Consider the following 25,698-nt stretch of genomic DNA (forward strand, 5'->3'; position numbering starts at 1 on the left):
AATCGCCAAGCATGACTGATCGCGTCACGTTGAAACAGCTGGACCTCCCCGACGGCCTCTGGAACATTACGGAAGTGATCGAGCTCCAGGCTCGACGCCAACCGGCCGCTCCAGCGTTGATACTTCCTGATCGCGTACTCAGTTTTCATCAACTGGTCACGGCAGCTAATATAGTCGCGCTGAAGCTGCTCGCTAACGGTGTGCACGAACGGCAGACCGTCGGTGTTTCGATGGGCCAGACGGCATTGCATCTGGTCACCTTGCTCGCCATCGCCCGGATCGGCGCAATCGCATTGCCCCTGCACGACGCGTTGTCGCCTGAACGCCGCATGATGGCGGCGCGCCGTTTCGGCGCCGTTGCGGTGGTATCCGGGCGCAAGGAAATGGAGCTGAAGGGCTTGCCGTTCATCCATCTCGCCGCTATCGATCTCGCGAGGCGCGTGCCGCTGTTGCCCGCCACGCGAACGCAAGCAAACGACCCGTGCTGGATTTCCCTGTCTTCGGGCACGACGGGCGACCCGAAAGGCGTGTTGCGCACGCACGGCTATATGCTGGATCGCGTCACCAAGTCCGAGTACACGCGCGACACCAGATCGCGGCTGTTGCCGCTCGACCTGAATTTCGCGGTCGGTTTCGGGCAATCGTTGCGCATGCTGATTCTGGGTGGTGCGATCGTATTGTCGCCGGAAAGATTGCCGGCCAATCTGGCGTATATGGTTCGCTCGCACGCGGTCACGCACTGGCTGCTCTCGCCCTCGATGGCGGAAGACATCCTGCCTTTGCTCGAAGAAGACGGCGTGCACTTTCCGTCGCTTGTCGCGCTGCGGATACTTGGCGGCATGCCGAATGCGCGTCTGCTGGAGGCGCTGTTTCGCAAGTTCACGCCGAATGTGTATGTGGATTACGGCACGTCGGAAGTGGGACCGGTTGCCATCGCGTCGCCGGACACATTGCGTCGCGCGCCGGATAGTGCAGGGCGTGTGCTGCCGTGGATAACGCTCGAAGTGGTGGATGACGAAGACCGGCCCGTTCAGGCGGACAAGTCTGGCCGGTTGCGGATGAAGCTGGACCAGATGTTCGAAGGTTACTATCTCGATCCTTCCCAAACGGCGGACCGTTTCCGTGATGGATGGTATTACCCCGGCGATACCGCGCGGCTTGATGCGGAGGGTCTTCTATACATCGAAGGGCGTGAGGACGACGTATTCAATGTCGCCGGCAACAAGGTTCAATTCCGCGATGTCGAGAGTGTGCTCGAAACCCACCCGGCTGTTCACGAGGCGGCGGCGTTCGTGTTGCCGCAGCCGGCCGGGCGAGATCTTCTGGCGGTGGCGATCATCCTGAGCAATCGTATTTCCGAACGCGAATTGATGGCATGGGCTGTTCAACGCCTTGGGCCTATTTGTCCGGAGAAGGTTTTCTTCGTCGATCAGTTCGAGCGTACCGCCACGGGCAAAGTGTTGCGGGACCGCTTGCGCAATCTGGGCGCGTAGGCAAACGGCCCGCGCTGGAATCAATTAGAGATTTTCGAAGGATAGACTGGTGAACACTGCTGCTGTCGTCGACGTGCATGAACTGATAGCCGAGCGTCCGCTGGGGTGGCTCCAGAAGCTCGTACTGGTTCTCGGGTTCTGCATTATCGCGTTCGAGGGATTCGATATGGCCGTCATGGGCTTTATCGTCCCGGTGTTGAAGCAGCAGTGGCACGTCAGCAGTCAGATGCTGGGGCCCGCGTTGAGCGGCGCGCAGATCGGTCTTATTGTGGGCGCGATGGTGGCGGGTCCGCTCGCGGACCGTTTCGGGCGCAAGGTAGTGCTCGTGGCCAGCGTCGCGTTGTTCGGTGCATCGACACTGCTTACGGCAACCGCTGCGTCCTTGCCCGCGCTGGTGGTGTTTCGGGTATTGACGGGTTTGGGCGTAGGGTCGGTCGTGCCCAACACCGCTACCCTGATCTCCGAATATGCACCGGAGCGCATCCGTTCGCTTTCGGTCTCGTTCATCATCTGCGCGGTGTCGTTCAGTTCGGCGTGCGCGGGTTTCATGTCGGCGTGGATCATTCCTGCGTATGGCTGGCGCAGTCTGCTGGTCGTCGGTGGGGCGCTGCCGTTGCTGCTTCTGCCCGTATTGATGATGCAGTTGCCGGAATCGGTCAGCTTTCTGATCGCCAGAAAGGCACGCTCCGCAAAGATCCGCCCCATTGTCGAAAGGATGGTGCCGGGCAGTACTACCACCCAATCCGTTTTCGTTTCATCTGTCGAGCGCGCCGGACCGGCCGAAACGAAGCTGCTGTTTTCTTCGAAGTATCTGTTCGGCGGCGCGATGCTGTGGCTCACGTACTTCGCAGCGCTTCTCGCAAGCAATACCTTGTCGAACTGGCTGCCGACGCTCATCAAGGAGTCGGGCTTTCCATTTCGCTTCGCTGCTGAAATTACTGGCCTTTATCAGACGGGCGGGGTGATCGGCGCACTGGTTATCGGCTGGGGCATGGACAAGCCGGGTTTGCGCAAGTTACCGGCGTTGGCGTGCCTCGCGGGTAGTGCGCTGTTTGTCGGCATTGGACTGGTCTTTCATTCCAGTGCGTTGATGATGTGTCTCGCGTTCGCTCTCGGCTTTTTCCTGATCGGCGCAATCTGCAGCGTCAATGCGCTGCCGACGATCTTCTACCCGACCCGAGCACGCGCGACAGGTTCCTGCTGGATGCACGGAGCCGGCCGGTGCGGCGCACTGCTAAGCGTATTCATGGGCGCTCAGATGCTGGAAATGCACTGGAGCGCGGATCAGGTCTTCACGGTATTGGCGCTGCCTGCGCTGGTGGCTGCGATCGCGCTGTTCGCCAAGGACGTGCGGAGAGCATAGTCCCAGCTTTTGCTTTCTGTGGACACGCGCGACACAAGAAACGCGTATAGCCTGTCCGCCGATTGCTGCACGCTTTCCAGCGCGGTATCGATGACGCAATCGAGCGCCAGTGGGACCTCATACGGCGCGCTTAGCCCCGTGAATCCCTCGATTTGTCCAAGTCGGGCACGCTTGTACAAGCCCTTGACGTCGCGCTTCTCGCATTCATGTACGGAAGTCGCCACATGAACTTCCAGAAACGACGCTTCGCCGACAATCGATCTGGCGAGTTGGCGATGCGCTTCGAGCGGCGAAATGAGCGCGACGATAGCCACGTGACCGTTGCTCGCCATCAGCTTCGCAATCTCCGCGACGCGCCGAACGTTTTCCGCGCGATTCTCGGCGCTAAATCCAAGGTCCGAATTGATGCCGGTGCGCAGGGCGTCGCCGTCAAGCACGATCGACGGAACCCGCTGCGACTGCAGTTTTCCCCGCAGTGCGTTGGCGAGCGTCGTTTTCCCGGCGCCGGACAGGCCCGTTAGCCAGATAACATGTGCCATGTCCATGAGTGTGTCCTTGTTGATAGAGGCCCGTCGAGACCTGGTGCGGTTATCTGGTTTACGTCGCGCGCGAGGAAATCTTGAAGACGCCTGACATGACCGAGGGTATCGTCTTTCGTCGGCTGCCTTCGGCGACTGAATTCAACGGCGTTCGTGACTTGCGTTCCTGAATTGCGTAACTATCGTTGACGACGGGACCACGTGGCGGCACATTAACCAGGCGAACCCGATCGCCCGCGGCAGCTGTCTCAAGTTGGTCTTTCAAGTCTTCCATCCCGCCGTCGGCTTCAAGATCCGTCGTGCATTGGATAAGGACGTCAGGCAATGCTCCCGCGTATTCAATGCTCATCGAGCCGAACGATAGTTGCGGGATTGTCAGGCAGCCTTCTGGCAAGCGGTTGTCATCGAATAGTGCAAACTGGGCATCGAGCGATTCTTTCTCATCCGCCTCCGTCAGTTGGTACGTGCCGGCCACGACAAGGAACGCTTCTGCGGACAGGTTTTTCTGATGCGCGTCGGTGCCAAACTGACGGTCGTCGCCTGGCTGCATGACTGCGCAAAACGCCGGCGATGAACATGGGGTGCCTATGCCAGGTTGGACAACGACACCTATCGTCGAGAACTTGACTGCGCCCTTGCGATTGGTATGGCGAACGACTGCGGCTTGGAGTTCAACGAGAGCGGCCGGCGGGATGCGAGCGGTTAAGAGCGGTGTGACTGTATTCTCTACGCGAAACGCCAGCGCGAACCATTCATAGATGCTCTGGTCGTCCGCGCTGTCTGAATTCGGGACTTCTCGCACCATCGTCTCGAGTCAGGCAAATCCGCGAGCGAGAGTCAGGTCCTGCCAGACCGTTTCTTCCAACGCCTTTTCGAGCGCCTCTCCCGTCTCATAGGAGGAACCCGAGCGAAAACGTCTCGTAAGCGACCGGCGATGCCAAGTCATCTTCATGGTGGCCTAGGAACAAGATGCATCGTCGATTTCCACGTAGAATTTTAGGAATACGAATGCATGGCATTGCTATTAAATGAAATGGCGACAAGGAAGTGGGCCGGAAACAGGCAGCGCACGCTGTCTGTACTAGCGGCGCCGCGACCTCTTTGCGTCCGCGATGGCCGACGCGATCCAGCAGTTGATCAGGTCACCTCGATCGATCGGTAACGCGTGCGTTCTGCTCGGCGATCGGGGCGTCATCCAGACCGCCCTTTTCCAGATGTTTGCGCTGCGGCCGATCAGGAGCGACGAAGATTTTTTTAAGAGAGTTGCTGTGATTCAGACCACGCAAAGAGCCTCCGCGAATCTGATTGGCGCAGACTCGGCATTGTTGATCCCGAGATGAAGCTCGTAGGGCATGGAGTATCAGGGGCGTCTGCTTCTTTATAGGCGCCCCCAATGATTGGCGCCCAGCTGATACGGAAGATGACACAAATACGCGGTGTTGACGAAATTACTTCGCTTCTGGTGACGACTTTACTTCGCTCTACGGCAACACACCCACGCTTTCGGTGAAGCTTACATCGCAACTGAGCATCCGTTGACACGACTGCGATGGCGCTCTCTGACGGCTGCTTCTCGCCCCTGTCGATGTCTCACCCACACAAGCCGGAATGGCCAGTGAAGCTGGTTCCGCTGCAGATGGGCGTGCTGCAACTTCCCAATACCGAGCGCACGACGCTTTTATAAACTCGGTAAAGCTCTGCGGCGTGCGATCGTAAGCTACCCCGAAGACTTTCCTGTCCCAACTCCGACCTGGCTAGCGACTTCCCACGCGCCAAGTCAGAGGCTGGCTCCTGTCGCGCGGATGGCGCGCGCCTAAAACGTCGAAGTGCTTCGGCCAATTCGCGTCCGCAGGACGCATCTTCCCTTTGTCCGCTCAGCTTCACGAACGATGCGTTTTTCCTATATAGATAGTGTCGCAATCTGGTTAGCGCGACGGTGGTCACATATTTGGAGGAATGGATTGTGAACAAGGACCAAGTCAGAGGCGTTGGCCAAAAGATGAACGGAATGTCAAGGTCTTGAGAATTAATGCACAGATAAGGTGCCGATTCGGCATGTCCAGGTGCGCGCCGTCACTGCGGCGGGGCAGAAGCCCGCCGCGCAACGCCGGATTGCAGCGATTTTCGTTTGGCACGTTTATCGCTTAATAGCAAGTGCAAGGAGCCGGCGCAGCATCCGGTTTAACACACAATCTGGAAATGGACGGCTAGGGTTCCGGCCTGCTTCACGCAGGTGCTGGTCCGAGAGCTGTCGACCTCAGGCGAGGTTACACGGCGGGACAAAAGCCCGGGAGAGAACGCGATGTTTGCGCTGCTCCCTGCCGTCGCTAACCGTCCCTTCCGAGGTCAACCTCATGCGCAAGCTTGTTCGCTTCCTCAGCATCGCCGCCATCTCTCTCGCCGCTGTCGCCTCAAACTCATCGTTTGCCGCTGGACGCACCGACTTCAAGGTGTGCTGGACCATCTACGCGGGCTGGATGCCGTGGGGCCAGGCTAAAACCCAGGGCATCGTCTCCAAATGGGCCAGAAAATACGGCATCAATGTCGATGTCGTGCAACTGAACGACTACGTCGAATCCATTAATCAGTACACCGCCGGCAAGTTCGACGGCTGCGCGATGACCAACATGGACGCGCTGACCATTCCGGCCTCGGGCGGCGTGGATTCGACCGCGCTGATCGTCAGCGACTATTCGAACGGCAACGATGGCGTGCTCATCAAGGGCAAGGGCAAGCAGGTTGCCGACCTGAAGGGCCAGCAGATCAATCTGGTCCAGTTCTCGGTATCGCACTACCTGCTCGCGCGCGCTCTCGAGAGCGCGCATATGAGCGAGCGTGACCTCAAGGTGGTGAACACGTCCGATGCCGACATCTCCGGTGCATTCGCCACGCCCGCCGTTCACAACGCGGTGACGTGGAACCCGATGCTCGCCGACCTGAAGGCGCAGCCGAACGTCAGCGAGGTCTTCGACTCGAGCAAGATTCCCGGCGAAATCATGGACATGATGGTCGTCAACACGAAGACTTTGAACGACAACCCGGCGCTCGGCAAGGCGCTCACGGGCGCATGGTTCGAGATGGTCGCGCTGATGAAGGCCAACAACGCCGACAGCACCGCTGCGCTCAGCGCGATGGCGAAGGCATCGGGCACCGATCTCGCGGGCTTCAAGGGTCAACTGTCGACCACCGCACTGTTCTACACGCCGAAGGCCGCAGTCGATTTCGTCACGAGCGCCGACATGCCGAAGATCATGACGCGGGTCGCGAAGTTCTCGTTCGATCACGGTCTGCTCGGACAGGACGCGAAGAGCGCGGATGTGGTCGGCATGGCTTTCGACAAGGGTGTCGTGATCGGCAACAAGAGCAATGTCAAGCTGCGCTTTGATCCGACCTACGTGGAAATGGCTGCTGCGGGCAAGCTCTGAGCCGAACCTCACGCATTTCATAAGGCAGGCATCCATGCGAATCATCAACCGATACCCGAGCCGCGGCGGCGGTTTCATGCTGCTGTTGCTGCCGTTCATCGTGCTGATGGCGGTCTATTTCACCGGGTCGTCGATGCGGCTTAAGCTCAACCCCGATGACAAGCTGCTGCCGAGCGCCACGCAAATGAGCGACGCCATCAAGCAGGTCGCTTTCAACGAGGACAAGCGCACGGGCGAGTATCTGCTGTGGGCCGACACGGCATCGAGCTTGCGGCGGCTCGGCATCGGCCTCGTCGTGAGCGCCGTGATTGCCTTGGTGGGGGCCATCGCGACCGGCTCGTTTCCGCTGGTGAGCGCAACGTTTTCGCCGTTCATCACTGTGATCTCGATGATTCCGCCGCTTGCGGTGCTGCCGATTCTGTTCATCGTGTTCGGACTCGACGAGTTGTCGAAGGTCGTGCTGATCGTGGTTGGCATTACGCCGATGATCATCCGCGATCTGCACGCGCGGGCTCGCGAGATCCCAACCGAGTTGTGGGTCAAGGCGCAGACGCTCGGCGCAAGCAGTTGGACCTTGATTCTGCGTCTCGTGCTGCCGCAATTGCTGCCGCGTTTGCTGGTGGCGATGCGTCTTTCGCTCGGCGCGGCGTGGCTGTTTCTGATCGCGGCGGAAGCGATCGCTTCGACGGATGGTCTGGGCTATCGCATCTTTCTGGTGCGCCGCTACCTGGCGATGGACGTGATCCTGCCTTACGTCGCATGGATCACGCTACTGGCGTGGCTCACCGACGAATGGCTGCGCCGCCTGACGCAATGGTCTTTCCCCTGGTATGGCAGAGGCGCGCGATGATCGAAGTTCGTAACGTCTGGAAGGAATACGGCGATCAGGTCGTGCTCGAACGATTAAACCTGCGTATCGAAGAAGGGGAGTTCTGTTCGATGGTGGGCGCGTCGGGTTGCGGCAAGTCCACGTTCCTGCGGCTGTTGCTCGGCCAGGAGCGCGCCACGCGCGGCGAAATTTTGCTCGACGGCGAACCGTTGCCAGCTGAACCCGATGAGCATCGCGGGGTAGTGTTTCAACGCTATTCGGTGTTCGACCATCTGAGTGTGATCCGCAACGTGATGCTGGGACTCGAACTGCCGCGTGCGAAGTTCACGGGGCGACTGTTCGGTGCGCAGCGGCGCGCCGCGCGTAACGAAGCCGTGGCGATGCTGGAACGCGTAGGGCTCGGCGCGGCGTTGGACAAATATCCGCAGCAACTGTCGGGCGGCATGCAACAGCGCCTCGCGATCGCCCAGACGCTGATGATGAAGCCGCGCGTGTTACTGCTCGATGAGCCATTCGGCGCGCTGGATCCAGGTATCCGCAAGGACATGCACGACTTGCTGCTGGGCCTGTGGCGCGAAACGAAACTGACGATCTTCATGGTCACGCATGACCTGAAGGAAGGCTTCACGCTTGGCAGCCGCGTCCTGGTGTTCGACAAGGTCCGCGTAGATGCTCAAGCGCCCGGCGCCTACGGTGCGCGCATCACTTACAACATTCCGCTCGACCACAGCCGCGACTCCGCGTCATCCATTCATATGGCCCAAGCCGCAATGGAAGGCGCAGCGCGTGTCGACGCGGTTTCAGCCTAACGGGAATCTGAACAACATGGATTTGCTACTCGAAGAAACCGTCCCCGGCGGCGGCCATGCATCGCTGATCGTCAAGCGCGGCCAGTCGTTGCGCATCACCGACCTGCGCGGCGGCGCGAACGTCAGCGTCATGCTGATCAACGCAACCGAGAAGAGCGAGCGGCTCAACCTGCCCGATACGCTGAAGTGCCAGCACACGGCGAAACTCACGACCGGTCATTGCCTGTACTCCGATATGGGCCGCGTACTTGCCGCGATTGTCGCGGATACCTGCGGCTGGCACGACAGTATCGGCGGCGTATCGAACGCGGAAGAAGTGCACGAGCGCTACGGCACGGGCCGCTATCAGGACCTGCGCAACGCGTTCTATCGCAACGGCACGGACAATCTGCTCGTCGAGATGGGCAAGTGGGGGCTCGGAATCTCGGACCTGTTGATGACGCTCAATCTGTTTAGCCGCGTCGAGGTGACCGACGCTGGCGCGTTGAATTTCGTACCCGGCAATTCGAAGGCCGGCGACCACGTCGACCTGTATGCGCCGATGAACACACTCGTCGTGCTCACCGCGATCCAGCATCCGCTCGATCCCAATCCGGAGTACGCGCCCAGGCCGGTCAAACTTGCATTGAGTCACGCGGAGCGCGACGTCGCCGAGCTTTGCCGAACCTCGTGCGAGGAAAACGTGCGCGGTTTCGTCAACACCGATCGTTTCTTTCTCTGAGCGGAGCCCGACACCATGACAACGACGCTGACAGTCAGCGACAAACGCCGCGAAAACGCGGTCTTTCGCGAGACACTCGCCGCGGGTGAACCGTGGCTTCACGAACTGAAAGTAGGGCAGACGCTGCGCATTCTCGATCTGGAAGGCAACCAGGCCGTGGATACGCTGTTCTACAGTCTTGCCGATCCGCGTGAGCGTTTCGACCCACAGCGCACGCTGCGCCGGCAGAAAAGCCTGTACCTGACGACAGGTACCGTTCTGTATTCGAACCTCGGCAATCCTATGCTGACGATCGTCGCCGATACCTGCGGCCGTCACGATACGCTCGGCGGTGCCTGCGCGCAGGAGAGCAACACGGTGCGCTACGCGCTGGAAAAGCGCTACATGCATAGCTGCCGGGATAACTATCTGCGCGCCTGTGCGCACGACGGACGTTTGTCGAAGCAGGATATCGGCGCGAACATCAATTTCTTCATGAACGTGCCAGTGACGTCCGAAGGCGGTTTGACGTTCGAAGACGGCATCTCGGCGCCAGGCAAGTATGTCGAATTGCGCGCGGCAATGGATGTGATCGTCCTGATCTCCAACTGCCCGCAGTTGAACAATCCTTGCAACGCCTATAACCCGACCCCTGCGGAGCTTTTGATATGGAACTGAAGCGTATCCGCAACTGGCTTTACTTCGTCATGCTGGTTCGCTCCGGACGATGCAGCATCCGTACGCGGGAACAATTGACCCACGCAAATCGCTGACACGGACCTCTGCCGCGGACGACCGTGGCACGCAACTCCCACGTGGCGGGACGGCCCGCCCATGAATCCAGTCCCCTCTCATGTTCGAGAAAATCCTGATCGCCAATCGCGGCGCTATCGCGTGTCGCATCCTTAGAACGCTGCGTGAGCTCGATATAGCCGGTGTCGCCGTCTACGCGGAAGCGGATCGCGCGAGCCTTCATGTGAGCGAGGCGCCCATCGCACACGGTCTCGGCGACGGTCCGGCCTCTGCGACCTACCTCGACACAAAAAAGATCCTCGAGATCGCCCGTCGAGAAAACGTGCAGGCAATCCATCCGGGCTACGGGTTCCTGTCGGAGAATGCGGCCTTTGGGGAAGCGTGCGAAGCGGCGGGTATCGCGTTCATCGGACCGACACCTGCGCAGTTGCGAGCTTTTGGCCTGAAACACACCGCTCGCGCAATCGCGGCGGACGAAGGCGTGCCAATGCTCGAGGGCACGGGCTTGCTTGACGATCTGTCCGCAGCGCTCGATGAAGCGGAGGCAATCGGCTATCCGGTGATGCTGAAAAGTACGGCGGGCGGCGGCGGTATCGGCATGCGGGTGTGCTGGAACATCGAGGAACTGAGCGCGCATTTCGAGGTGGTGAAACGGCTCGGACAGAATAATTTTAGCGATGCGGGCGTGTTCCTCGAAAAGTACATCGAGCGAGCGCGGCATCTGGAAGTGCAGGTCTTCGGCGACGGCCGCGGCGATGCGATTGCCCTTGGCGTGCGCGACTGCTCGGTGCAGCGACGCAACCAGAAGGTGCTCGAAGAGACGCCTGCGCCAAATTTGCCGGACGGCATGTCAGTCGCCTTGTGCGACGCGGCGGTGAAGCTCGCGAAGGCGGTCAGTTACCGCTCGGCCGGCACGGTGGAATTCGTCTACGACAGCGCCGCGCAGCAGTTCTATTTCCTCGAGGTGAATACGCGCCTGCAGGTGGAGCATGGCGTGACCGAGCAGGTCTGGGGCGTGGACCTGGTGCGCTGGATGATCGAACTGGCGGCGGGTACGCTCGCGCCGCTGCGCGAACTCGCGGCCGGGTTGAAGCCGCATGGGCACGCCATTCAGGCGCGGCTCTACGCCGAAGACCCGGGCCGAGATTTCAAACCGAGCCCGGGCTTGCTGACCGATGTCGCGTTTCCACGCGCCGACGGTTGCGCCTTGCGCATCGATACGTGGATCGAAGCGGGCTGCGAAGTGCCGCCCTATTTCGACCCGATGCTGGCAAAGGTGATCGCATGGTCAGCGACGCGCGACGCGGCGCGCCATGCGCTCACTGACGCGTTACAGAACACGCGTATCTACGGCGTCGAGACGAACCGCGACTACCTGCGCCAGATCCTCGACGATGACCCGTTTGCGCTGGGCGAGCCGTGGACGCGCTGTCTCGAAGGACTCAAATATCAGGCGAGCACGATCGAGGTCGTCAACGGCGGCACGCAGACAACCGTGCAGGATCACCCAGGCCGCCTCGGCTACTGGGCTGTCGGTATTCCGCCGTCCGGTCCGATGGACGACCGCGCACTGCGGCTCGGCAACCGGCTGCTCGGCAACGACGCAGACGCCGCCGCGCTTGAAATAACGATGAGTGGGCCGACCTTGCGCTTTAACGCGGACAGCGTGGTCGCCGTGACGGGCGCGAATCTGTCCGTGCTGCTCGACGATGTCGAACAGCCGCTGAATACCACGCTGCTCGTCACCGCCGGTTCGACACTGGCACTCGGCGCGATTCGCGGCGCGGGCGCGCGTGCCTATCTGTGCGTGCGCGGTGGCTTCGACGTCGCGGTGTATCTCGGCAGCCGCAGCACCTTCACACTCGGCCAGTTCGGCGGACATGGCGGGCGAGCGCTGCGAGCGGGCGACGTGCTGCATCTTCATCCGTTACAGGATGAACGTGCGGGTGCGGTACTCGCTAACGTTCCCGCACTGGAAACCGTGCGCATGCTGCGCGTGATCTACGGTCCGCACGGTGCGCCCGAATACTTCAGCCCGCGTTATGTCGAGCAGTTTTTCGACACCGAATGGGAGATCCACTTCAACTCCAGCCGCACGGGGGTGCGTCTGATTGGACCGAAGCCGGAGTGGTCGCGCGAGGACGGCGGCGAGGCGGGGCTGCATCCATCGAACATTCATGACAACCCGTATGCGGTCGGCGCGGTCGATTTCACCGGCGATATGCCGGTGATTCTCGGCCCCGATGGTCCGAGCCTTGGCGGCTTCGTTTGTCCTGTGACGATCATCGAGGCGGATCTCTGGCAAATCGGCCAGCTGAAGGCCGGTGACAAAGTACGCTTCGTACCCGTGCAGATCGATGAAGCACGTGAGGCGGCACGCCAACGTCTGCGTGAATTGCAGACACTCGAATTAGAGGAGAACCCGGCATTTGCGCGGGCAGCGGCGCTCACGTCGCCTGTCATCCTCGATACCGGCACGGATCGCGAACGGCTCGTCGCGCGCGTTTCGGGCGACACGCATCTGCTGCTTGAAATCGGCCCGACGGAACTTGATCTCGTCTTGCGTTTCCGCGGCCATGCGCTGATGCAGTCGCTCGAAGCGATGGCGCTGGCTGGTGTGATCGATCTGACACCCGGCGTCCGCTCACTGCAGATTCATTATCAGCCGGAGAGCCTGCCGCTCTCGAGGCTGGTCGCAATCGTCGAGCGCGCATGGAAGGACGTCCTGTTGCAAAAGGATTTGCGCGCGCCGTCGCGGATCGTGCATTTGCCGCTGTCGTGGGACGATCCAGCGTGCCGGCTCGCAATCGACAAATACATGACCACGGTGCGCAAGGACGCGCCCTGGTGTCCGAGCAATCTTGAGTTTATCCGCCGCATCAACGACCTCGATTCGATCGACGCCGTCAAACAGATCGTTTTCGATGCCAGCTATCTCGTGATGGGGCTCGGCGACGTGTATCTTGGCGCGCCGGTCGCGACGCCGCTCGATCCGCGCCATCGGCTGGTGACGACCAAATACAACCCGGCGCGCACGTGGACGGCAGAGAACTCGGTCGGCATCGGCGGCGCGTATCTATGCGTCTACGGGATGGAGGGGCCAGGCGGTTATCAGTTCGTTGGCCGCACCTTGCAGATGTGGAACCGCTATCGCGAAGTCGCAGATTTCGCGGGGCGGCCGTATCTGTTGCGCTTCTTCGATCAGATCCGCTTCTACGAAGTCGCTGCCGATGAACTGGCGCGTATCCGCGCGGATTTTCCGCTCGGGCGCTATCCGTTGAAGATCGAAGAAACCGAGTTGTCCCTAGCTGACTACGAGGCGTTTCTTACGCGAGAATGGGCCGGCATCCAGCATTTCCGCGCGCGCCAGCAAGCCGCATTTCAGGCCGAACGCGAGCGTTGGCGCGAAGCGGGAACGACCGAGGAGAGCTTCGACGCACCGGTCGCGGAAAGCACGGAACTGGTGCCGCTAAAAGCCGGTGAAGTCGCGGTGGACAGCGAGATTGCCGGCAGCCTCTGGCAAGTGCGAGTGGCGTCCGGCGATGCGGTGGAGGGTGGCGACGTACTGCTCGTCATCGAGTCGATGAAAATGGAAATCTCCGTGTGCGCACCGTGTGCGGGAACGGTCGGCGAGATTCACGTGGCGCCGGGTTCGCCTGTGCGCGCGGGGCAGCGCGTTGCCGTCATCACGCGTCTTTGAAATTCTTGGAAAAACACTCATGTCTTCATTCGATCTGCGCCTGTCCACGCTGCGCGCCGCTTACCGTGCCGGGACACTCACGCCCCGCAAGCTGATCGGCGAGTTGCTGGCGAAAGCCGCCGCACTGAATCCCGAGTTTCATCTATTCATCCGCCTTTTAAGCGAAGCGGAAGTCGCGCCGTATCTCGACTGGCTTGAAACACAGGATATCGATGCGTTGCCGCTGTATGGCATTCCTTTCGCCATCAAGGACAACATCGATCTGGCCGGCATTCCGACAACGGCCGCCTGTCCCGCATTCGCCTATACGCCGGCCGAATCGGCGACGCTCGTCGCGCAGCTGATCGCGCTGGGCGCCTTGCCGATTGGCAAGACCAATCTCGATCAGTTCGCCACAGGCCTCAATGGCACGCGTTCACCTTACGGCAAGTGCCGTAACAGCGTGCATCCCGACTACCCCGCTGGCGGATCGAGCGCGGGTTCCGCGCTGGCCGTCGCGCTGGGTGTCGCCAGCTTTGCGCTCGGCACTGACACTGCAGGCTCGGGCCGCGTGCCGGCAGGATTGAACAACCTCGTTGGCCTCAAGGCGAGCAAGGGCCTGCTGTCCACGGCAGGCGTCGTGCCGGCCTGCCGCACGCTCGATTGCGTGACCTACTTCACGGCGACCGCGCGCGAAGCCAGCGAACTGCTCGCACTCACCGCGCACCTTGATCTTCGCGATGAGTACAGCCGCAAGAACCCTCAATGGAACGACGCACGCGCGTTCGGCAAGCTCGGCACATTCCGGTTCGGCGTGCCGTCGCAAGTCGAATTCGCGGGCTGTGCCGAAAGTCCTGCATTGTTTGCGAAGGCTCGCGCGATGCTCGAGGCGGCTGGCGGCGTGGTCGTTGAAATCGACTTCGCGCCGTTCGTCGAAGCGGCAAAACTCCTTTACGAAGGTCCTTGGGTTGCGGAACGTTACAACGTCGTGAGCGAACTGATGGAAGCGAGCCCGGACGCAGTGTTACCGGTCATTCGCGACGTGTTGGCGAAGGCACCAGCGGCGAGCGCAGTCGAACTCTTTCGTGCGCAATATCGCTTGCAGGCATTGAAGGCGGTCTGCGACGCGGCGCTCGAACCACTCGACTTTGTTCTGACGCCGACATATCCGCGTCCCGTTACGCTGGCAGAGCTGGAACGCGATCCTATCCGGCCGAACTCGCTGCTCGGCTACTACACGAACTTCATGAACCTGCTCGACTATGCCGCCGTCGCGACACCGACCGCGTTCATGGCGAATGGTCTGCCGTGGGGCGTCACCGTGTTCGGGCGCGCATTCACGGATCAGTATCTGCTGAGCGTGGCGGACACGTTGCAACGGCTGAGCGGCATCGGATGTATCGGCGGCGGCAAGCCCGATGCAAACGACGGGCCAGAGGCGAACAACGATCGCGTCAAGGTCGCGGTGTGCGGCGCCCATATGCGGGGCTTACCGCTCAATCGTGACCTGGTTTGCCGTGGTGCACGCTTCGTAGAGGCTACGCAAACTGCGCCGCATTACCGGTTGTCCGCGCTGGCGGCCACGCCGGATGGCACGCGGCGCCCGGGAATGTGGCGAGAGTCAGACAGGGGCACGGCGATCGCGGTCGAGGTCTGGGAGATGCCCAGTCTGGAATTGGGCTCGTTTATCGCGACTATTCCGTCTCCACTTGCGCTAGGGAAGGTTGAACTGGCGAATGGCGCGTGGGTGACCGGCTTTCTGTGCGAATTTTATCGGCTGGAGTCCGGGGTTGAGATCACGGAGTTTGGCGGCTGGCGAGCATGGCTCGCTAGCGAGCACACATGACATGCACGTCGGCCTGATGCGGAGACGCCCATCCAAGGACCGCGTGATATTGAAGAAGTGCTGTTCGAGCGCGGTGTCATCGTCAGTCACTAGACGATCCGCCGCTGGTGCGACAATTTCGGCGCGGGCTTCGCACATCGTGTTAAAGCCTGAGGTTTACCCACAGTTTGCTGAGGACGCTATCCGCTTTGTCTTGAAGAGCTGATACATCTTCGTAATTTCGTGCAGGACGAGGAATCCTCGCCATATAACAGTCGGTCCTGGTGGCCGATCATGCTTGCGATTCAGGTAACCGCCGAGCATGCCTATCCACAATATGGTTTGCTGCAGTGTTGGAACCTGCTCTGGCAACTGCGTCGTTCGGTGGGTGTGGCAATACACCGCCTGCCATTCAACGGGTTGCAGCAATACTTCGCAGCACAACTCCGTATCGCTTCGCGCGAGCAGTGTTGCATACAGGATGTGCCACGCGATGACCGCAAACAGCGCCGTAGCTCTCACAAACCGGTCGAGCGTGCCGAACTGACGCGCCTCAATACGGCAGCCACTTTTGAGCACACGGTGCCACGTCTCGATGGTCCAGCGCCTCGCGTACCAGGCCAGCCGTTCGAGAATTTCATCAAGCGAGGTCGTGGGTACCGAGCTCAGCAGCATCCATTCAAGCGGCTCAACACCATGCGGGGGATTATCCTCAATGGCGTGAATCGCAAAGACGTTGACCTCAGGCAAGCTGCGGCGGCTCGCGCGTGCCCTTGGAGAGTGCAGTCGCACGTTCGCACAACGCAACGTCAATCGCGCCGTGCGCTGAGGAAGTTGACCTCTGGTTGGCACCCGCAGTTCAGTATTGCCTCGAGGCACGGTGGCCAGCACAGTTTCCCAAAGGTAGCCTTGCGGATGACGCGCTACGCGGTTGTGTACTGCGCGGATCAGCCAATCCACTCCGTCGGGGCGTTCGGTGGAAAACAGTTCGTATAGATCGCTCTCGCGGTCTCCGACACAGACAAACCGCGTCTGTGAACAACGTACCTTGAGTGCCGCGAGATGTTCGATGCCTTCAAGCCATTTGAAGCTTTCTTTCTGTTCGATTGGACGCGTAACCGCGGGGGCCCTCTTGCCGAACGCCTCTTCGGGGCGTACCCAGGTCTTCATGCCCAGCACGCCTAGCGGCAAGCCCTCAGGCGTGACTGCCAGCAGGCTGTGCATCATGAAGCCTTGCTCATTGTTGCCGGTGCCGCGACCCAAGCCCTCAGTCGCAGGCAGATGCGACAGGTTGAACTCTGTCGTGTCCTGAATTGCCAGCACGATCGGCACCTGCCTCATGCGATCGAGCGTTTGCGCAATATGGGGCGCAAGGATGCCGTTCGTGTCGACCTGCGTGTTATCGAAGAAACGGTAAGCAGCCTTCAGTTCGGCTGGCTTAAGAGATTGTGGAACGAACTTTGCGGACTGCACGCGAGTCGACGAGCCAGTGCAACAAGACGTTGCGCCAGACGTGCATCACCGAGATTCGCATCGCCGAATTCGGTACGTGCCCAGTCACCCGTCTCGTTCTCGTCGACCAATCCCGACTACCGTTGCGAACAGAATTGGCCAAAGTTAACATCGACGCAGACTGTTTACAAGCGATCATTCACCACTCTGCTCACGAAGATGTGGGGAATCCTCAGTGTTAAAGCGGCTCGCTGCATAGAAGAGGGGTGTCTCGCCATGGGCCCTGAGGTTCAGCTCCGGTTTTGACTTCAACAGTGCGCGACAGACATCGGCATCGTCGTGCCACACGGCTGCCCAAAGCGAATAGCCGGCCTCGGCGCCGCGCCGTAAAAGATACTCGGCCAATGGGAAATTTTCTCCACGGCGACCGCATACCATAGCGGCGTAGCGCGAAAATACCCGTCATCCTCATCCTCATCCACAGCCACAGCCACGGCCTGTTCAAGGTCCGCGCCCGCTTCGAGCAGCGTTTTGATTGTCTTGACCCCGTTCGGTTCGATCGGTTGTGGACCACCGCCACGCTTGATTGCGCATGCCCGATGCACTGCAGTGTGCCCCTGCCGATCGCTCACCGCGGCGAGTTCGGGTGCCGCCTTCAATAATGCGGCGACTGTGTGCCAGTCCCCACATACGCGATGCAGAAAATAGCGCTGTTCTCGAAGTTTTACCCATTTTCGTCGCTGCCCTGGATCGCGCCAAATCGCGAGCCTATTTGAAATGATTTCGTTCGCGGTGACAATTCGATGCGCCACCCTTATCCCTGTTGCTCGAGCAGAGGCGAATTCGTCAGCGCCTCGGGGGTGCCGGGGCCAACACGCGAACGATATGACTGTCGCAGCGTTCCGCCAACACCGGCCTGGCCGCTGCCCAGATAGGCGTCCCGCAGGGTATCGACCGCCAGCAATGTTTGTGGGTTGCCTTGCCCAGTAACCCGGCCGCCTTCGAGTACGTACCCGTACCGCGCATACCGCAACGCAAGCGTGGCGTTCTGCTCCGCCAGCAAAAAACTGACACCTTCGTCTCGATTGAGTGCGGCCACGATCTCGAAGACCTCTTCGACGACTTGCGGAGCGAGCCCCATTGAAGGTTCGTCGAGCAACACCAGCGAGGGCCGCGCCATTAATGCCCGACCGATTGCAAGCATCTGCTGTTCTCCACCGGACGTGTACCCCGCGAGCGTTTTACGACGCTCCTTGAGCCGCGGAAAGATCCCGTAGATGCGTTCGAGATCCGCGTCGAGCCCTGCACGGTCGGGCCGGCGCACAAAAGCGCCGAGCCGCAGATTGTCTTCGACCGGTAGGCGGGCAAAACAACGCCGTCCCTCCAGCACCTGGACCAACCCACGTTCGGCGAGCGTCCATGGCTGCACATCGGTAATCGCGTCGCCGCGATAGACGATGCGGCCCGATGTCAGCTCGCCACGTTCGGCACGAATCAGGTTCGAAATTGCCTTAAGCGTGGTCGTCTTGCCCGCGCCGTTACCGCCCAGCAGGGCGACGATGGCGCCGCATGGCACGGTCAATGAAACGCCGCGCAATGCTGGAATGAGCTGGCTGTACGTTACGGCAATTTCTTCGACCTGCAGGATGGGGGCGGCGCTCATGCCTAGAGATCCTTGCTGCAATCGCGCGGCGTAATTCCCTTTTCTTTGGCGTACGCGTTCGCCGACTTCTCGATGATAGGCCGCAGCAGCGCACGATCTGCCTGGACCCAGCCGCTGATGACCTTCCATTGCTGGCCGTCCCATTGCTGGAAGCGCACCGCACCGCCACCTTCGTGATCCGAGCACGACAGTTTCAGCGGCTGAACCAGACCATAGGCGCCCAACTGCTTCAGACGCGCGTCGTCGAGATTCAGATGTTCGAAGCCCCAGCGCACCTGGTCTCCCGTAAGCGGTTTGTTCCCGAACCTGGCTTGCGCCACGCGTAACGCCTCGACATTGAGAATGCCGTTGACGACCCCCAGGTTGTAGTACACCGTGCCGAAGCGCGACGGATCCTTCAGGTTGCCGTTGCCAGGCTGGATCACGTATTGATCGATCGCCTGAATCACCGGGAATCCGGTACCGGACGGATGGGTGGTGATCGAAATGAAGCCCTTCGCGGCATCGCCCGCCGGACGCGCATCTTCCTCCGAATTGCTCCAGATGTTGCCGATAATATGATTCGCGGGGAAGCCCACCTTCTGCGCCGACTTCAACGCGACCGGATTCATCACGCCCCAGCCGCGCAGAATCACCCAGTCCGGATTGATCCGGTGGATGGTGAGCCACTGCGAGCCCTGCTCGTTACCCGGATGCGGGACTTCTATCTGCGTGAGTTCAAAACCGTACTTTTTCGAAAGACTGTCCAGCACGGGAATTGTCTCGCGGCCGTAAGGAGAACCGTGGTAGAGCACCACGATTTTCTTGCCCTTGAGCTGACTCAGGCCGCCCGACTGCTGACCGATGTAATTGACGATCGCGGAGACCTCGCTGTACGGGTTGAGTTGCAACGGGAAGACGTACGGGAACACCGCGCCGTCGGTGGAATCCGTGCGGCCGTGATTGATCGTGACCAGCGGAATCCTGTCGGCGGTCGAGCGGTCGAGCGTGGCATAGGCAATCCCGACCGACAGCGGATTGGTGGCCGCCGCAGGCGCGCCATTCAGGCCGCTCTTGAGCCGTTCGTAGCATTCCACGCCTTTTTCCACGACATATTCGGTTTCGCATTCGCTCCATGTCAGCTTGACGCCATTGACGCCGCCATCGCGCTTGTTGACGAGGTTCATGTAGTCGATGAAGCCGCCAAAGAAGCCACTCCCGCCCGCTGCATAGGGCCCGACGCGGTAGCTTTGCAGCGGGAAATACTCTTCGCCGGCGGCCTGAGCGTGGGATGCAAATGCGGCGCTCAGGGCAAGCACCAGGCTCGCGGCGGCAGCGATGCGCGAAACCGGGCGAAGTCGCTTGAGTGAGTCGATGAATTTCATACTGGATAGACCTTCAGTGAAAGAGAGACGGCTTAAATAGCGATGGATGAAACCGTAGTTACGCGCGCAGCGGCCAGTCGCGCAGACGGTGCCGCGCGGTCAGGACCAGTCTTGCAAGTCCGTCCGGCTCCTTGATGAGAAAAACGATGATTAACGTGCCGAAGATGATCTTCTGCAGGTTCTGCAACTGACCGGCTTCGATGCCGACGCTGGCGAACAGGCCGGCCGCATTCGAGAGAAGAATGGGCAGCAGCACGATGAACGCAGCCCCCAGAAAATTCCCGCCAATGCTCCCCATCCCACCGATGATGACGATGAACAGCACCTCAAACGACAGATTGAGATCGAAACCGTGTGGTTCGACCGTACCGAGGTACGCAAACGCCCACAACGCACCCGCAATGCCGATCACGAATGAACTCAGCGTGAAAGCGAGCAGCTTGGTACGGCCGATCGGGATGCCGATCACGCGTGCGGCGGTGTCCATGTCGCGCACGGCCATCCAGCGTCGGCCAAGTTCGCTGCGCACAAGCCGGGTGGCAAGCGCGAACAGGGCTACCGTGACCCCGAGTACGAGCAGATAGCGCGCGGCCGGGGTGTCGATTTTCCAGCCGAATGCTGTGAGGCGCGGTGCGCTGAGTACGCCCGAGGTGTCGTCGTTGGAAAACCAGCTAACCCGCGTAAATATCCATTCGGCAAAGAACTGCGCAGCCAGGGTCGAGACGATCAGGTAGAAGCCCTTAATGCGCAGACTCGGCAAACCGAATACGGCACCGACCGCGGCAGTGATCAAGCCCCCGAGCAACAGGTCGACGATCAGCGGCAAACCTGGCACTCGCACCATCAGGTTGTAGGTCGCATAGGCGCCAACCGACATGAACGCGGCCGAGCCGAGCGAGAGTTGGCCCGCGTAGCCAGTGACCAGGTTCAGCCCCAGCCCCGCAAGCGACAGCACGAGGAATGGAATCAGAATGGCGTTGAGCCAGTAATCGTTGCCGAACAGTGGCACTGCGATGAACGCGGCCAGCGCGAGAATCGTCGTCACCAATAACTTCAGCGTCGGCAAGCGCTGCGCGTACGGCTTTAGCGTATGAGGGGCGTTCAGACTGGGGAGGGGAGATGACATGGCGGGCTCACACGCGTTCAACGGCAGGTTCGCCGAACAGGCCGACGGGGCGCGCGAGCAAAAACAGCATCGCGAGCAGATAGGGAAACCAGTTTTCGATGCCGCCGCCAACCAGGCCGCCGACATAGACCTCGGCGAGCTTCTCCGATGCGCCGATCAGCAACCCGCCGGCAATCGCGCCGCCGATCGACGAAAACCCGCCGATGATGAGTACCGGCAGCGCCTTCAGGACCACCAGCGACAGCGAGAACTGCACGCCGAGCCGCGCCCCCCACAGGAGCCCCGCCACGAGGCTGACAAAACCGGCCAGCGCCCATGCCACCGCCCACACGCGCGGCAGCCGTATGCCGATTGCGAGCGCCGCGAGCGGATCGTCCGCAACCGCGCGCAGCGACAACCCAAGCTGCGTGCGATCGGTCAGAATCGACAGACCAATGACCAGAGCACCGGCGCTCGCCGCGGCGAACACGTCGAACTGACTGATCATGACGCCGGCCACGTTCAGCGGTTTATCGTCGATACCGAGATCTAGACCGTGCACCTGGGCGCCCCAGAATAGCTGCGCCGCGCCTTCAAGAATGAAACTCAAACCGAGCGTCGCCATGAACAGGACAATGGGCGGCCGGTTCACCAGCGGCCGCAATACGAGTCGACCGATCAATAGTGCAATCAGAACGAGTGCCGCTAACGTGATGCCGAATGCAAGCACGGGATTCATGTGCCGCTCGACAAGGCTCACGTACGTGAGCGCGCCGAATAGCACCATCGAGCCCTGGCCGAAATTGAATACGCCGGACGCCTTGTAAATCAGCACGAAGCCGATCGCGACCATCGAATACATGACGCCCGCCAGCAATCCGCCGACGAGTACTTCGAGAAAAAATCCCATGGTGTTCAATCTCTCAGTGACGGGTGCCGAGATAAGCGGCCAGCACGTCCGGGTTGGTTCGCACATCGGCCGGAGCACCGTCGGCGATCTTCCTGCCGTAGTCGAGCACCACCACGTGATCCGACAGGTCCATCACCACGCCGATGTCGTGCTCGATCAGGACGACGGTCACGCCGAATTGCGTGTTGGCGTCGAGCACATAACCGGCCATTGCACGTTTTTCGTCTGCGTTCATGCCCGACATCGGCTCGTCGAGCAGTAAGAGACGTGGCTCGGCGGCGAGCGCGCGGGCCAGTTCGACGCGCTTTTGCACGCCGTACGGCAAGGTGCCGACGGCAACATGCCGATACCGCTGCAGGTCGAGTGCTTCGATCATGACCTCGGCATGACGCCTTTGCGCGCGCTCATCGCCGCGCGCGCGGCCAACGCCCAAAACCTGCTCGAGCCAGCTGCTGCGCCGATGCAGATTGCGGCCGGTGAGGACGTTGTCGAGCACGCTCATCCGGCGAAACAGCGCGATGTTCTGAAACGTGCGGCCAATGCCGCGATGCGCTGCGTGATACGGATTCATGCGCCGATAGGTGTGGCCATCGAAATTCACGCTACCTTGCTGTGGCTGATAGACGCCGTTGATCACGTTGAGCAGCGAGCTCTTGCCCGCGCCGTTCGGGCCGATCAGCGCGCAGATTTCACCCGTATGCACAGCGAAGCTGATATCGGTGACGGCTTTCACTCCCTTGAACGACAGCGAAATATGCTCGAGTGAGAGCAAGGCGTTGGACGATGAAGTCATTGAATGTTGGGTCATACGTCAATAGGCTGGTTGTTTTGACGCGTCGTCCGTTGCACGGCGCTGCGGGTCAACGGCCTGACGTTTATGCTGCACACGCTGCCAGTCGCCGGTGTCGGGCCAGGCACGCACATCGACGCGAAGCGCCTGGAACAGCGCAGCGGTTCTATCATCGAGCGGCGGCCCGATGACGAGCGCAGCATGGGTGCGCGAAAAGCCGATGACTTCGCGTAACGGACGCGTGATAAGCCACCAGGTCAGTGCGCGGGCAAGCGGGGAACCCTGTCCGTGTTGCGCGTGGCCGATCAGGCGGCGTCGCCATGAACGTGTGCCGGGCAAACGGTCATCGACGAGCCGCGCCACCCGGGCGTAGGTTTCGCGAGTGCCCGCCACGAGTGTGGGTGCGAGTTCGCGGCGATCGTTGTCGCGTGTCGCGAGCGACTCCGGAAAATTCAGGCAAAAGCCGCTCAGGAGCCAGGGCGCAATCAGGTAGCGCGCCTGGGATGCGGCCGCGAAAGCCCGTGCGGCAAACGCTTCGTCGTCTGCGTTCAGTTTTTCAACGGCGATGAGTTGGCGTGCTTCACGCACCAATGCCGCATGGGAGAAGCGCTGTTCGACGAGTTGCCCATCAACGTCGATGCGCACGAAGGCGAATGCGTCGTCATGGGGCCGTACAGCACAGTCAAAAGCGGCCTTTTCACGGGCCAGCAACGCGCGATAGTCGGTTACGGCGGAGTGCGGATGTGGCATCAGATCGCGCGGGTTGGCATCGATCACGCGCAATCCTTCATGCGTCAGCAGGCGATCGATCTGGCTGTCGTCTTCGGCGAACACGAAGCCAGGGGCGATGAGCGCGAGCACCGTGCGCAAGGCGTCGTCGGACAGTAGTGGATCGAGCGGTATCGCAACCCCACCGTTCCATTGCGCCGCTAGCGACAGTAACAGCGCCTCCTCGCGCGGATGGCTGACGAGCAGCAATGCGTCACCCGCCGCAAAGCCGCGTTGCGCGAGTCCGGCCGCCAGCTGTTCGACGGCCGCGGCAACGTCCTGCCACGACCGCGCGTGCCATGCGCCAAGCCGTTTGTGCCGCAATGCGATAGCGTGCGGCCGCTGCTGCGCCTGATGGCGCAACCAGTCAGGCAGCGTCGACGGCTGTGCGGTTGTCATGATCAGGCGGCTCTCGCCTGTTGTTGGAGTTCGAGTTCGCGTACCAGCGGCAAAACCCGCTTGCCGAAATACTCCACTTCTTCGATGAAATGGAGAAAACCCGTCAACACGAGATCCACGCCGACCGACTTCAATTCGACGATGCGCTCGGCGATCTGCTGCGGCGTACCGATGAGATTGGTACGGAAGCCATCGTTGTATTGCACGAGGTCTTCGAAGCTCGAGGTAGCCCAGTTGCCTTCGCCTTCCGGCGACGCCTTGCCGGCCTGTTTGACGGCATCACCGAAAGCGTGCACCGCTTCGACGTGCGCATGTTTGATGATATCGGCGAGCACGGCCTTGGCCTCTTCTTCGGTATCACGGGCGATCACAAAGGCATTCACGCCGATGCGCACCTTGTGATTGTTTTTTGCCGCCTTGGCCTGAATATCGTCGATCTGTTCTTTCAGCTTTTCTGGCGTGTTGCCATTAGTGAAATACCAGTCGGAGACGCTCGCAGCGTTGTCCCGTGCGGCGCGTGAACTGCCGCCCTGAAAGATCTCCGGATGCGGCTTTTGCACCGGCTTGGGACTCAGCGTGTAATCGTTGAAACGGTAGAAGTCACCCTTGAAGGTGAAATTGTCCTGCGTCCAGATGCCCTTGAGCGCCTGAATGAATTCGTTCGAGCGTCGATAGCGTTCGTCGTGTTCGAGCCACGGTTCGCCGAGCGCGGTGAATTCACCTTTGAACCAGCCACTCACCACGTTGATTGCAATGCGGCCATTGGAAATATGGTCGATTGTGGCCAGCTGTTTCGCGACCACGGCGGGGTGCCACGGGCCTGGCAGGATCGCTGCCAGCACCTTGAGTCTTGTGGTCGCGTGCAACAGGGCCTGACTGAACGAAACCGATTCGTGCTGATACTCCGCGCCGTAGCCGGCGGTGAAGCGGATCTGGCTTAGCGCGTAGTCGAAACCGGCTTCCTCTGCGACTTGTGCGAGCTTCTGGTTGTACTCGAGACTCCAGTCCGTGCGCTGCTCGATCGTGCTGACGACCAGACCGCCGCTGACGTTGGGCACCCAGTAGGCGAACTTGACGGCGTCGTCGTGAGAATTGTTCTGGCTCATGATGTTCCTGATATTTGAATGAAGATGGCTAGGCAGCCAGCGTTGCGCCTTGCAGGGCAGAAGCGGGGAGACGTCCGGCATGCAGCCACGGAAGCGCACGCGTTACAGCTAGTGCAATGCGTTCGTCCAGCGCCGGGTTCGACACCGCGTAGCCGCTGAAGTCGGCTTCCGACGCATACACGCCGATCGGCAGCGTGCGAGCCTGAAAGAAACTGAACAGCGGACGCAACTGATGATCGATCACGAGCGCGTGCCGATCGCTGCCGCCGGTTGCGGCGAGCAGAACCGGTACGTCGAACAACGCTTCGTGATGCACGAGATCGAAAAGATGCTTGAAGAGTCCCGTATACGATCCTCGATAGACCGGACTGGCAACGACAAGGAGATCCGCCGATTCAATAGCCTCGATGTGAGATTCAACTTCAACAGGGACCTGCGAGCGATGAACTGCACCCGCGAGGCTTGAAGCGATCTGCCCCAACTCGATGAGGTGCGTGTTGATCGGCAGCGAATCGCCGAGCTCGGCAAGCAGGCGTTCGACCACGACGAGGGTGCGCGACGGCCGTTGTAATCCACCGGAGACAGCGACCACTTTTAATCTGTTGCTCATTCAAACGATCCTTTTGGTCAAACGCTCATTAATCTGGAATGCAGCTTAATGAGCGAATACCGTGCCATCTGTTTTCGCTTTGGAAAGACAGGGGCGGAGTAATGTGCGAACCGACG

At 60.6% G+C, this 25,698-nt stretch carries 22 protein-coding genes, 2 pseudogenes and 1 riboswitch; of the genes and pseudogenes, 11 read left to right on the forward strand and 13 right to left on the reverse strand.

The window, feature by feature from the left end; all coding sequences use genetic code 11:
- The first annotated feature begins 11 nt into the window (after positions 1-11).
- Both ACFSNN_RS17385 and ACFSNN_RS17390 read left to right on the forward strand, forming a co-directional pair.
- A complete protein-coding gene (locus tag ACFSNN_RS17385) occupies positions 12-1,493 on the forward strand; it encodes a class I adenylate-forming enzyme family protein (RefSeq protein WP_134465841.1) in 1,482 nt (493 codons plus the stop codon).
- A gap of 49 nt (positions 1,494-1,542) precedes the next feature.
- A complete protein-coding gene (locus ACFSNN_RS17390) occupies positions 1,543-2,856 on the forward strand; it encodes an MFS transporter (protein WP_134465842.1) in 1,314 nt (437 codons plus the stop codon).
- Here the strand turns inward: ACFSNN_RS17390 and cysC are convergent.
- Together cysC and ACFSNN_RS17400 are read right to left on the reverse strand one after the other, a co-directional pair.
- Entirely contained in the window at positions 2,778-3,401 is a 624-nt protein-coding gene (cysC, locus tag ACFSNN_RS17395) for an adenylyl-sulfate kinase (RefSeq protein ID WP_134465843.1), read from the reverse strand. The two genes, ACFSNN_RS17390 and cysC, sit on opposite strands and share 79 nt — an antisense overlap.
- Positions 3,402-3,453: 52 nt before the next feature.
- Positions 3,454-4,200, reverse strand: a complete 747-nt coding sequence (locus tag ACFSNN_RS17400) for a hypothetical protein (protein ID WP_134465844.1) — start codon at positions 4,198-4,200, stop codon at positions 3,454-3,456.
- A gap of 750 nt (positions 4,201-4,950) precedes the next feature.
- Here ACFSNN_RS17400 and ACFSNN_RS17405 point away from each other — a divergent pair.
- The 9 genes and pseudogenes from ACFSNN_RS17405 to ACFSNN_RS17445 all read left to right on the forward strand — a co-directional run.
- Positions 4,951-5,164, forward strand: a pseudogene (locus tag ACFSNN_RS17405) (DODA-type extradiol aromatic ring-opening family dioxygenase); the annotation flags it as partial.
- A gap of 427 nt (positions 5,165-5,591) precedes the next feature.
- Positions 5,592-5,691, forward strand: a riboswitch (guanidine-I (ykkC/yxkD leader).
- Between the two features lie 58 nt (positions 5,692-5,749).
- Entirely contained in the window at positions 5,750-6,820 is a 1,071-nt protein-coding gene (locus tag ACFSNN_RS17410; protein WP_134465845.1) for a putative urea ABC transporter substrate-binding protein, read from the forward strand.
- Positions 6,821-6,854: 34 nt separating this feature from the next.
- Positions 6,855-7,670, forward strand: coding sequence for an ABC transporter permease (locus ACFSNN_RS17415; RefSeq protein ID WP_134465846.1), 816 nt, complete (start codon positions 6,855-6,857; stop codon positions 7,668-7,670).
- Entirely contained in the window at positions 7,667-8,458 is a 792-nt protein-coding gene (locus ACFSNN_RS17420; RefSeq protein ID WP_134465847.1) for an ABC transporter ATP-binding protein, read from the forward strand. Before ACFSNN_RS17415 ends, ACFSNN_RS17420 begins: the two co-directional genes overlap by 4 nt.
- 16 nt (positions 8,459-8,474) lie before the next feature.
- Positions 8,475-9,179, forward strand: a complete 705-nt coding sequence (locus ACFSNN_RS17425) for an urea amidolyase associated protein UAAP1 (protein ID WP_134465848.1) — start codon at positions 8,475-8,477, stop codon at positions 9,177-9,179.
- Between the two features lie 15 nt (positions 9,180-9,194).
- Positions 9,195-9,836, forward strand: a complete 642-nt coding sequence (locus ACFSNN_RS17430; RefSeq protein ID WP_134465849.1) for an urea amidolyase associated protein UAAP2 — start codon at positions 9,195-9,197, stop codon at positions 9,834-9,836.
- Between the two features lie 175 nt (positions 9,837-10,011).
- Entirely contained in the window at positions 10,012-13,611 is a 3,600-nt protein-coding gene (gene uca, locus ACFSNN_RS17435) for an urea carboxylase (protein WP_134465850.1), read from the forward strand.
- 19 nt (positions 13,612-13,630) lie between these two features.
- Complete coding sequence (gene atzF / locus ACFSNN_RS17440) at positions 13,631-15,436, forward strand: allophanate hydrolase (RefSeq protein WP_134465851.1); 1,806 nt, start codon at positions 13,631-13,633, stop codon at positions 15,434-15,436.
- A 42-nt stretch (positions 15,437-15,478) separates the two neighbouring features.
- Positions 15,479-15,586, forward strand: a pseudogene (locus ACFSNN_RS17445) (IS6 family transposase); the annotation flags it as partial.
- Between the two features lie 6 nt (positions 15,587-15,592).
- On the opposite strand, the gene ACFSNN_RS17450 reads toward ACFSNN_RS17445, so the two are convergent.
- The 11 genes from ACFSNN_RS17450 to msuE form a co-directional block, all read right to left on the reverse strand.
- Positions 15,593-16,888, reverse strand: a complete 1,296-nt coding sequence (locus ACFSNN_RS17450; RefSeq protein ID WP_244323190.1) for an IS4 family transposase — start codon at positions 16,886-16,888, stop codon at positions 15,593-15,595.
- Positions 16,840-16,998, reverse strand: coding sequence for an IS4/Tn5 family transposase DNA-binding protein (locus ACFSNN_RS17455; RefSeq protein WP_244323191.1), 159 nt, complete (start codon positions 16,996-16,998; stop codon positions 16,840-16,842). The genes ACFSNN_RS17450 and ACFSNN_RS17455 overlap by 49 nt, the downstream gene beginning before the upstream one ends.
- 177 nt (positions 16,999-17,175) lie before the next feature.
- Positions 17,176-17,679, reverse strand: a complete 504-nt coding sequence (locus tag ACFSNN_RS17460) for a hypothetical protein (protein WP_134465852.1) — start codon at positions 17,677-17,679, stop codon at positions 17,176-17,178.
- A 2-nt stretch (positions 17,680-17,681) separates the two neighbouring features.
- Entirely contained in the window at positions 17,682-18,530 is an 849-nt protein-coding gene (locus ACFSNN_RS17465; protein WP_377689117.1) for an ABC transporter ATP-binding protein, read from the reverse strand.
- Positions 18,531-18,532: 2 nt separating this feature from the next.
- The gene (locus ACFSNN_RS17470; protein WP_134465854.1) at positions 18,533-19,894 is read right to left on the reverse strand and encodes an ABC transporter substrate-binding protein; all 1,362 of its coding nucleotides are present in this window, start codon (positions 19,892-19,894) and stop codon (positions 18,533-18,535) included.
- A gap of 58 nt (positions 19,895-19,952) precedes the next feature.
- Positions 19,953-21,020, reverse strand: coding sequence for a branched-chain amino acid ABC transporter permease (locus ACFSNN_RS17475; protein WP_134465855.1), 1,068 nt, complete (start codon positions 21,018-21,020; stop codon positions 19,953-19,955).
- 7 nt (positions 21,021-21,027) lie between these two features.
- Entirely contained in the window at positions 21,028-21,909 is an 882-nt protein-coding gene (locus ACFSNN_RS17480; protein WP_134465856.1) for a branched-chain amino acid ABC transporter permease, read from the reverse strand.
- A 13-nt stretch (positions 21,910-21,922) separates the two neighbouring features.
- Positions 21,923-22,702, reverse strand: coding sequence for an ABC transporter ATP-binding protein (locus ACFSNN_RS17485; protein ID WP_134465857.1), 780 nt, complete (start codon positions 22,700-22,702; stop codon positions 21,923-21,925).
- Positions 22,703-22,720: 18 nt separating this feature from the next.
- Complete coding sequence (locus tag ACFSNN_RS17490) at positions 22,721-23,866, reverse strand: AMP-binding protein (RefSeq protein WP_134465858.1); 1,146 nt, start codon at positions 23,864-23,866, stop codon at positions 22,721-22,723.
- Between the two features lie 2 nt (positions 23,867-23,868).
- Positions 23,869-24,972 carry a dimethylsulfone monooxygenase SfnG gene (gene sfnG, locus ACFSNN_RS17495; RefSeq protein WP_134465859.1) on the reverse strand — a complete coding sequence of 368 codons (1,104 nt, stop codon included), beginning with the start codon at positions 24,970-24,972 and terminating at the stop codon, positions 23,869-23,871.
- 28 nt (positions 24,973-25,000) lie between these two features.
- Positions 25,001-25,582: an FMN reductase gene (gene msuE, locus ACFSNN_RS17500; RefSeq protein ID WP_134465860.1), complete on the reverse strand. Its 582-nt coding sequence runs from the start codon at positions 25,580-25,582 to the stop codon at positions 25,001-25,003.
- Positions 25,583-25,698: the final 116 nt, after the last annotated feature.

It is taken from the genome of Paraburkholderia dipogonis, assembly GCF_042680985.1.
Classification (GTDB): Bacteria; Pseudomonadota; Gammaproteobacteria; order Burkholderiales; family Burkholderiaceae; genus Paraburkholderia; species Paraburkholderia phytofirmans.